The sequence below is a fragment of the Falsiphaeobacter marinintestinus genome, from assembly GCF_007923355.1.
Lineage (GTDB): Bacteria > Pseudomonadota > Alphaproteobacteria > Rhodobacterales > Rhodobacteraceae > Phaeobacter_A > Phaeobacter_A marinintestinus.
In genome coordinates this window covers 186,648-196,195 of record NZ_VOGO01000009.1, presented here as the reverse complement: position 1 = coordinate 196,195, position 9,548 = coordinate 186,648, and the positions used below count along the sequence as shown (strand labels likewise).

At 56.4% G+C, this 9,548-nt stretch carries 5 protein-coding genes; 1 reads left to right on the top strand and 4 read right to left on the bottom strand.

What is annotated here, in order from left to right:
• The first annotated feature begins 250 nt into the window (after positions 1 to 250).
• Positions 251 to 2,764, top strand: a complete 2,514-nt coding sequence (locus FOY56_RS18265; RefSeq protein ID WP_146347404.1) for a hypothetical protein — start codon at positions 251 to 253, stop codon at positions 2,762 to 2,764.
• A gap of 339 nt (positions 2,765 to 3,103) precedes the next feature.
• Here the strand turns inward: FOY56_RS18265 and FOY56_RS18260 are convergent, their stop codons facing one another.
• From FOY56_RS18260 to FOY56_RS18245, 4 genes are read right to left on the bottom strand one after another with little or no spacing between them, the layout of a single operon-like run.
• The gene (locus FOY56_RS18260; protein ID WP_146347402.1) at positions 3,104 to 5,032 is read right to left on the bottom strand and encodes a M20/M25/M40 family metallo-hydrolase; all 1,929 of its coding nucleotides are present in this window, start codon (positions 5,030 to 5,032) and stop codon (positions 3,104 to 3,106) included.
• 50 nt (positions 5,033 to 5,082) lie between these two features.
• A complete protein-coding gene (locus tag FOY56_RS18255; RefSeq protein WP_146347400.1) occupies positions 5,083 to 6,111 on the bottom strand; it encodes a hypothetical protein in 1,029 nt (342 codons plus the stop codon).
• Positions 6,108 to 7,688, bottom strand: a complete 1,581-nt coding sequence (locus tag FOY56_RS18250) for a hypothetical protein (RefSeq protein WP_146347398.1) — start codon at positions 7,686 to 7,688, stop codon at positions 6,108 to 6,110. Before FOY56_RS18250 ends, FOY56_RS18255 begins: the two co-directional genes overlap by 4 nt.
• Positions 7,669 to 9,537, bottom strand: coding sequence for a hypothetical protein (locus FOY56_RS18245; RefSeq protein WP_146347397.1), 1,869 nt, complete (start codon positions 9,535 to 9,537; stop codon positions 7,669 to 7,671). The genes FOY56_RS18250 and FOY56_RS18245 overlap by 20 nt, the downstream gene beginning before the upstream one ends.
• Between the last annotated feature and the right edge of the window lie 11 nt (positions 9,538 to 9,548).

The window sequence follows — 9,548 nt, the reverse complement described above, 5'->3', positions numbered from 1 at the left end:
CGCGCCATCTGCGCGTCGCTCAACCAAAAAAGATCAGACATGTTCACCGCTCGTTTTTCGAACCGTGAATCACGCTGACAGTCGGAAATCAATGGGTCCTGAGCCTAGCCTCAATACATCTTTTTCGGGCCGACCCTCTCTTTTGCTTTCTCAAAGTGAAAGCGCACGTGAATTTGTCAATCTTTGGTCGCATTTTTACCTTGAACTGCGGGCATCTAAGAAAAATACGGCACGAAAAGGATTTTTTTTCATGATCACCCCCACACCGCTAACACCCGGCATTGTCGACACGAATGACTACGGCAACAAATTCAACGGAACAAACAACACGGACGGAATCGTCAGCTTTGCTTTCGACTCGACCGAGACCGACCTTAACTTGTCGCTCTTCGGATACGACGTCGACTGGGATGACGAAGTAGAGGTCCTTCTCAACGACGTCTCGATCGGCTTTCTGTCGGCGGGTCCGAACAATGGTTTGGAAGCCCAAAGCTTCCTCATCGCAGCGGCTGACATGCTGGAAGGTGAAAACACGATCTCCTTCATGCAGACCTACGATACAGGGTTCGCCTGGGGCGTGACCAACATCAAGCTGGACTCGACCGACGCTGTGGACGTCACGGACACCCCGGTTGCCAACCTGGCACTTGGCGTGGCCGATACCGGTACCTACGGCAACCGTTACGATGGCGAGCGGGATCTCGACGGCGTGATCAGCTACACCTTCGACTCAATCGGTGAAGACATCGTTCTGAGCTTCGACGGGTATGATTTCGACAATGACGGCGAAGTCGAACTTTACCTGAACGGAACGCTCGTCGGCGCCGTGGATGCAGGCGCCAACAACCGTTTGAGCGGCTACAGCTATGAGTTCGCCGCCGGAGATCTGCTGGATGGCCAGAACACGATCACCTTCCAGCAGACCGAAAACGTCAACTTTGCATGGGGCGTGACCAATGTCATGTTCGACCGGCCCGAACCTGATGTTGTCGTTGTTGACACCCCGGTCGCCAACCTGACGCAAGGCGTCGCCGATGCCGGCATTTACGGCAACCGGTACGACGGTCAAAGCGACGATGATGGTCTGATCAGCTTTACCTTCGACAGCATTGGCGAAGATATCGAACTGACATTCGACGGCTACGACTTTGACCAAGCCGGCGAAGTTGAACTGTACCTGAACGGCACGCTGGTTGGCGCCGTGGACGCAGGAAGAAACAACCGGTTGAGCAGCTTCAGTCAAGAATTCGCCGCCGAAGACCTGCTGGACGGTCAGAACACGATCACCTTCAAGCAGGCCGACAACGTCAACTTTGCCTGGGGCGTGACCAACGTCATGTTCGACACACCCGAAGTTGTAGAAGTCCCGGTAGACACCCCGGTCGCCAACCTGACGCAGGGCGTCGCCGATGCCGGCATTTACGGCAACCGCTACGACGGCCAAAGCGACGATGATGGTCTGATCAGCTTTACCTTCGACAGCATTGGCGAAGATATCGAACTGACATTCGATGGCTATGACTTTGACCAAGCCGGCGAAGTTGAACTGTACCTGAACGGCACGCTGGTCGGCGCCGTGGACGCAGGAAGAAACAACCGGTTGAGCAGCTTCAGCCAAGAATTCGCCGCCGAAGACCTGTTGGACGGTCAGAACACGATCACCTTCAAGCAGGCCGACAACGTCAACTTTGCCTGGGGCGTGACCAATGTCATGTTCGACACCCCCGAAGTTGTAGAAGAACCGGTAGACACCCCGGTCGCCAACCTGACGCAGGGCGTCGCCGATGCCGGCACTTACGGCAACCGGTACGACGGCCAAAGCGACGATGACGGGCTGATCAGCTATACCTTCGACGGGATCGGCGGAGATGTCGAACTGACGTTCGACGGCTTCGACTTTGACCAAGCCGGCGAAGTTGAACTGTACCTGAACGGCACGCTGGTCGGGCCTGTGGGCGCAGGCGCCAACAACCGTTTGAGCAGCTTCACCTATGAGTTCGCAGCCGCAGATGTGCTGGACGGTCAGAACACGGTCACCTTCAAGCAGGCCGACAACGTCAACTTCGCCTGGGGCGTGACCAACGTCATGTTCGACACACCCGAACCCGATGTGGTCGAAGTCGACACTCCGGTTGCGGATCTGGCACTTGGCGTGGTCGACACCGGCGTATACGGCAACCGGTTCAACGGCCTGAGCGACGATGATGGGTTGATCAGCTATACCTTCCAGGGCACCGGCGCGGATACCGTTCTGGAATTCGAAGGGTATGACTTTGACCAGAACGGCGAAGTCGAGGTTTACCTCAACGGTGCGCTGGTTGCACCTGTGGAAGCCGGAGCGAACAACGGGTTCACCGAATACAGCCATGTAATTGCTGCCGCAGACATCGTGGACGGTGAAAACACGCTGACCTTCAAGCAGGCGACCAAGGTATCCTTTGTCTGGGGCGTGACCAACGTCAGTCTTCACACAACGGGCGATGATCTGATCGAAGGTGACGGTGGCGACAACCTGATGATCGGCGGCGAAGGCAATGATGTCTTCGTATTTGGCCTGGGCGGTGGCGAAGACATGATCGCGGACTTCGATCTGGTGAACGACATGATCGCACTCGAGAACTTCGGGATCGTCGACTTCGCGGGACTCACCATCGTCAATGATGCAGACATGAACGCCGAACTGGTCTTCAACGGAATGGATTCGCTGACACTGGACGGTATCGACGCATCCGAGTTGACAGCCGGACATTTCGACTTCGCGTAAAACGTCTGCATGTGAAGGGCTAAGGCGGAGAGTTCTGAGGTTATTTGACCGTACAAGGGTCAGGGCCTCAGAACTTTTCAGCCTGCTAACCGGAAGGGGTCCTTTCAGACGGATGCGAACCGGTCTCTGCAAGGATAGGATGGCTAATCCTTATTCGGCGCAGAGTGCTTGAGCGCCCCAAAGAAGTGGTCCGCCCCTATGTTCAGGAAAGCGGAAAATTAAGCGGTTCCCGCTGAGCCGCAAAGGCACGTGGCCCTGATGAAGGGCGGATTGCCGACAACAAAATCTGCCTCGCGCAATTGCGGTCCCGGGCAGATCAGCCGCAGTTCAGAAGCCGTTTCATTGATCGCTTCGGGCAGTCGGGATAATTTCCAGTGCGACTTCGCGGCCCTCACGATCCACAATCAGACTGACAGCTTCATCCGGTTTCAGACCATTCAGAATGCGCATGAAATCATAGATGTCAGCCACATCCGCGTCGGCCAGACCGACAATCACATCACCACCCATCATGCCTGCACGCTGAGCTGGGCCATCTGCAACCGTATCGGCAATTGCAACGCCGCGCTGATCTTCGCCCGCGTATTGCGGGATTGTGCCCAAGGTGACGCCGGCCCGCCTGCGCCCGGGCCGTGGCGGTGCGGCAACGTCGGGCACATAGGCCAGCTTCTGGGGCGTCATCACGGTTGCAACAGCAATATCCCTGACCAGTCCGGCAACTGCCGCCAGACCCGGATAGTTCAGACTGTCCGCCGTGTCGCGTGGTGAGTGGTACTCGATATGGGCGCCGGTCGTGAAGGACAGCACAGGCACGCCAGCGCTGTAGAACGATGTGGCATCGGTTGGCACAAATGGCGTGTCGATACGATCGACGTTCAGTTCAGGCGCGGATGCGGCGCCAATTGAAGATCCCGTGTCGCGCCCTGTTTCAGATCCAGCCAAGGCTCTGGATACGATCCCGTCCCAATCGGGAGAGGACGCAAAGCCTGCAACATGCACCTGCTGCCGCAGACGTCCGACCATATCCATGTTCAGATAGGCTGATGCAGTGTTGCGCTGCACAAAATCGTAGGATCCCAGCAACCCCAGTTCTTCGCCCGACCAAGCAGCAAAAAGGATGTTGCGCGGGGCGGTCAGGTCGCTGGCGGCCAGACTGTCTGCGATTTCCAATAGTGCCGCGATGCCGGAGGCGTTATCGTCCGCCCCCGGGTGGATCAATCCGTCTTCATCACCCTGTGCGAGCGACCCACTGGTTTCACCATGGCCCAGATGATCGAAATGCGCGCCGATTATCAGCGGAACGCTGTCGGATGGCGCGCCAAGATCAAGCAATCCCAACACGTTGAATCCCTTTCGGCGATCCAGGGACAGCGATATCCGCGCAGCAATCTCGACACCGTCCAGCGGAATCGGCGCCGAGGTTTCACCTGCTGCCGTCCGGGTCTGAAGGGCAGCGCGCTCTGCCCCGATCGTCGCCAGCATTTGATCTGACAGATGTTGGTTGACGGCGATAACGGGCATTTCGGCACGGCCCAACGAGGCATCGAACCGGATCGACGGCAAGTCGGACGCATAGGTCACACCGGGGGCTGGTGCCACGATCAGCCCGATTGCCCCACGTGCTTTGACCAGAGACGCTTTATAGCGCAAATCAGCGAAACGAGCCAGTTCAACACGGGTTTCAACCGGCGCATCGACCGGAACTCCGCGCCATACCAGCACCCATTTTCCGCTCAGATCGGTATCCTGAAAGGAATCGTATTGTGCGCCCCCGGCGGCCACCATCCCGTAACCGGCAAACACGACCGGCGCAGCAGGTACAGACCCAGACTTAGAAAACGCCAGAGGCGTCCACTGCTGACCCAAAACCGGCGCGACGTCTGCGCCGCGCACTGTCAAAACATTGTCCGCCCCCAGCGACACGCCAGCTGCGAAATCAAACGGATGCAAATACGTTCCCTGCGGTGCATCCAGCCCAGCTTGCACAAACTGATCGGCAATATAGGCGGCGGCCATCTGAGCGCCTTCGGTCCCGGTCAACCGGCCTGCCATCGGCTTAGCGGTCAGCACGTCCACATGGGCGCGCAATTCGCCCGGAGTAATCGGGTTTGCCGACGCGGCGTTTGACCCGTCAATCAGGCTAAACAGCCCAACCAATACCACAGCCTTTGCAACGACCGCCCGCTTACGTTCCGCCTCGACCCAACGAACACGCGCCAAGCCATAGGTTTGGTCACCGGGAAAGCTCCGGATTAGCCACTCAATCATAGATGCCTCATTAAATCAGGGCCAATCGACAGCGGCACGCGCACCGGCATCTATGCCGGCGCCGCGCTGATCGCATCGGAAATGCCACGCAATATGCCCAGACTGGGTTCGTTGATCACCAGTACAAAATTCTGCGCCAGGATTTCGTCGGGATGAAAGATTTCTTCGCTGATATTGTACCCGACCTTCGCCATGTACTGCCGCATGATCCCCGGACTGCTGGCCGCGACCACCTGCGGCATCCCGCTGGAATCTACCGGAAGTGTCCAGTGATCACCGGATGTATCAACCCGCATGAACACCCAATCCAGATATTGGAAAAAGATCCCGCTTTCATACGGCCCCGTCACCAGCAAAACGGGCATCATGGGGACTGGTTCGCCAGATGGATCATCCGGCAAGACCAGATCAATTGCCACATTCAGGCTGGGTGTGTCCGGGTTGGTGATTTTCATCTGGGACATTGGGCCGTCCTTCCACATCGCCGTTTTCGGCAACTCCACCGGCGACGCGGATTGGGAATAGCCGACCTCGGCATACAGTTTATGACGCATGTCCGGGTTGTTCTTGCTGAACAGATGGAAGAACTCATGAACATAAATATCTTCCAACGCCGCCGCATTTCCTTGCGGATGCAAGGCATCGCCGCCAGCGCCAGCACCCATCAGCGCAACTTTGGTTTCGGACATCACAATTGTGTTGTCATGTCGGGTATAGGCGGAAAACCCTTCCTCTTGCCCGCTGGTTTTGACCAGATAGATCTGTTTGGGCAACTCCAGATCAACAAACATGAATTTGCGCCGGATGGAGCTGAATATGTTGGCCAGCCCTTGCACCTCTTGCGGGGTCCACCCACGAGTCTGGGTACGCACGAACGTCAGATAGTCGTCGACCGTTACACGCTGCACGTCATCGGGCAGTCGCATGCGCGCCTGACGATCAAACTGACATTGGTTCTGCAGAAACGCGTCTTCGGTGGTCAGCAATTCGCGCGAATAGTCCAAACTGGCGGCGAAAACGTCGGTTCCATGCAGGATCGTCGCAATCTTGATGCCCTTCGCGTTGGCTGTATCGCTCATGGCAGCACCGGAATGGCTGATCCCGGCGTGCGCGAGACATAAACCTCGAAAATCTGGTTGGTGGCGTGTGTCGGCACCTCGTCACCTTGGGCTACATGCTTGGGAGGTTGGGGCATCTCAGCCCAGATCCCGCCATAAATCCATCCGATCAGCACCGGACCGTCGGCAGGTAGAGCATCCAGCATCAGCACGTTTTCGTGTTGGAATGTGCCACTGGTGCGCAATGAGGGCTTTGGAACAAAGCTGCTGTTGGCGCCAACCAGCTGGTTTCCAGGTGTCGGATCCATCAACACATACTCGGCCCAACTGCCATCTTTGGAATGGGTCAGCACAGAGATGTCAGACCCAAACGGCATCCCGTCATTGTCCAGTCCAGAGGGTTCGTCATGCAGGTTATAAACGCCATGGCCAATGCCCCCAAAAAAGACCTGTGACATGATCTGGTCAGTGTCCGACCAGATGGGGACCACAGACGTTGCGTATCCATTGAACAATTGGACCCCGGTGTCCTGCACACTGAACGAACCATTGGACGGCTCGAACAGGATCGGTTTTTCGAACCCCAAAGGACCACCGCCCTTGAACACCCCCCCATAGATGCCAATCAACGGCTGACCTGTCGTCGCATCGATCGTTATTTCAACATTCAGGTCCCGGCGATGCAGTTCAGCCCGGTCAGGTTGCGATAGCTGCGCAATGTTCAGGATTTTGAATGCGCCCGGGACCATCGTGATCTGACGCACTTCTTCGGTGTATTCCTGTGTCGCCCCGCCGGGCACGCCGACGCCAAAGGCGAAATACTGGCCCATGAATTTTTGCCCCATGACCAGGAAAAAGTCGTTGCCGGATTTGATCAGATCGCCGCCAGTGACCTGCAGCAGCGGATCCGAGGTCATCTGGAACAACCCGGCAACCTGATCTGCGGCCCCCCCTGCCTTGATCGCGGCAACCAGATCGGACACGTCGACCTGAATCATCGTGTCAAAAGTCACCATGTCGGTTAGATCGGCGTTCCATCCATAGCCACCAATCAGCGTCAGAGTGTCGGTGTCGCGATCAAACCAGGATTGCTGCGACGTTGCCTGCAAGGGGCGCGCCAGATCCACCGGCAACTGTTCGGTGTCAAAAGCGACTACTGCTCCGGTGGTTGGATTATACACCCACAGATTGGTGTTATAGCTTTTGCGCGGGAAATTATCGACTTTTGCGGCAGGCGGATTGAACCCATGCAGGCCAGTCTGCGAAATCTGCGGGGTCTTCTGCCCCATGATCAACTCCGCTGGACCGCCCCGTCCCCCGATCAGCAACCAGTCATCGCTGTCGGTTGATGCGACCTGATGCGAATGCAGTGCAGGTGGGGTGCCGTTCAATTGTGTGATTTCCTTGAAGGTGATTGTGAACGGCAAAGCCGCATCTTGCTGCGGACCGAAATTGCCGACGCGTTCTTCTGCACCCGCTTGCCCACCAAGCAAAGCCAGTGTCGGATACAGAACAAGGCCAGCACTGATGCCAAGGAAACTGCGGCGACTGACTGCGAGGCTGATTTCCGTGCAAATCTTAATCATCTTTTTTGGCATTTGCTTTCTCCTCTTCAGCATCGGATTTCGCTTTGACCGCTTTTTGTTCAATGGAGATGTAGTTGAGTATCGTCCTGATCTTGTTCGGAGAAAGATCGCGGGTCACGGGCATGAACTGCGGATGGTCCAGCGGCAGTGAAATGTAGTAAGGGATCGTTCCATCCTGAATGTCCGGGTGGCCCGGAATGTCGAACTTTCCATTTGGCCCGACAAAGAAAGCCGCTGAAGGATTGTTGGAATAAAAATCGAATGCCGACTTGTCAGCCAGATGCAATTTGTCAGTCATTGCCGGATAGAGCTTTTGGTATGGCTCCATCAGGGGTTGGACATCAGACCACTTGGCATCCTTGATTTCATCGTAACTTGACCACAACAAAACAGACACCTGCGATTCCTGAACCGCGGTTTCCCAAGGTTTGTCATCGCCAAAGTGAGCGTAGCAGAAATAGAGTTGACCATCGAGATCGCCAGACCTGCTGCCGGGGTTTTTGGCCGCCTTGAACTGGATAGTGGCAAACCCGTTTTCGTCACTCGGCGAGACACTGGCAACCAATGCACCATACGCTTCTGGAGTATCGCCTTCGTATCCCGGAGGAACGGTAATGCCCGGCGTCGTGCCGCTTACCGGAACAATCTCGAATCCAGGTGTTTCTCCTGCGATCGGTTTGCCCCAGCGCGTGATGTGAACTGTCGCGCTTGATGTGCTTTGTGAATCCCCGACATCTGAGGACATCCGAATGGACCGGTTCTGCGTGGCATAGGCAAATCCATCGGCATTTTCGAAGAAAATCTTCTTGTCACCAATGTCTTCGCGCGATGTCCACAATTCCAACGGTGCGGTTTCCAGCACCTTTGCCGTTTCCGGCGTCAGCTGTATTTCGGACATGCCACCCTTCAACATGTAAACACTGCTGTCGATCCGCACGGTTCCAAGGTCAATCGACCCTTTGTCTGAAACCACGCGGGCGGTGACCGTGCCGAGCGGGACCGGATCACCGCCGACACTAAGTCTGGAAACGGATCCCGACCAATCAATCGTCAGCACGCTGCGCGTCATGTCCAGATCGAACGGGGCTTTGTAAAAGAAGGGCACAAACCAGTCTGCATCTTTCGGCAGCGGACGCGCCTGCAACCAGCGGCGGCCGGTGGTTTCTGTGGCTTCTCCGTCTTTGTAGGCGCCCAGCGTGCCCGTCATGCGCCCATACTGATAATCCGAGGTCCCGATCACGTTCCAATAGCCATCCAGAAGAAACTTGAACGACAACAGACGGTAGAGAACGCCATCGACAACCTCGACCTTGCTGGCGTTATACAGGGCCCCCCAAGGCCCATCGTGCGGGAACGTCCAGTCTTCTTCCGCAACCCGGACCACGCTTTGAAACAGCCCGATCGCGTTGCTGTCCCCGCCATAGCTGCCCCAGCCATACTGCATTTTCCATCCGCGGGTCGGTTGGACGAAATTGAACGAATTGCCGTTCAGAACAGGCGTGTCCATCCGACCTTTGATATGTGCGCCTTCGGGATCGCCAATTAGCAATTCAACCCCAAACAACTGCGTCACGCATTGCTGATAGACATCAAGGTCAACGATTTTGGCGGGAACAGGTTCATCCGTGGTGCGCATAGGCACGCCGATCATTACGGGATCGTTGATATCTGTGCCGTTCGGTCCAAGGGCGGACATCACGCTGCAAGATTCAAACCGGAAATAGTGCCGCCCCTTGGGCATTTGCCAAGGCGCAGGGTTTGTGACGGATGGCAGATAATGGTCGGGGTCGTTGTTTACGCTTGATGGGTCTGCATAAAATCGACCCGATACATGCACTCTTGGAACGTCAAAAACTCCCATAGATCCCTCCT

What these genes read in the sequence shown, in the direction of transcription:
- FOY56_RS18255 (WP_146347400.1), bottom strand. Translation starts at nt 6,111, where the DNA reads ATGAGCGATACAGCCAACGCGAAGGGCATCAAGATTGCGACGATCCTG.
- FOY56_RS18260 (WP_146347402.1), bottom strand. Translation starts at nt 5,032, where the DNA reads ATGATTGAGTGGCTAATCCGGAGCTTTCCCGGTGACCAAACCTATGGC.
- FOY56_RS18265 (WP_146347404.1), top strand. Translation starts at nt 251, where the DNA reads ATGATCACCCCCACACCGCTAACACCCGGCATTGTCGACACGAATGAC.
- FOY56_RS18245 (WP_146347397.1), bottom strand. Translation starts at nt 9,537, where the DNA reads ATGGGAGTTTTTGACGTTCCAAGAGTGCATGTATCGGGTCGATTTTAT.
- FOY56_RS18250 (WP_146347398.1), bottom strand. Translation starts at nt 7,688, where the DNA reads ATGCCAAAAAAGATGATTAAGATTTGCACGGAAATCAGCCTCGCAGTC.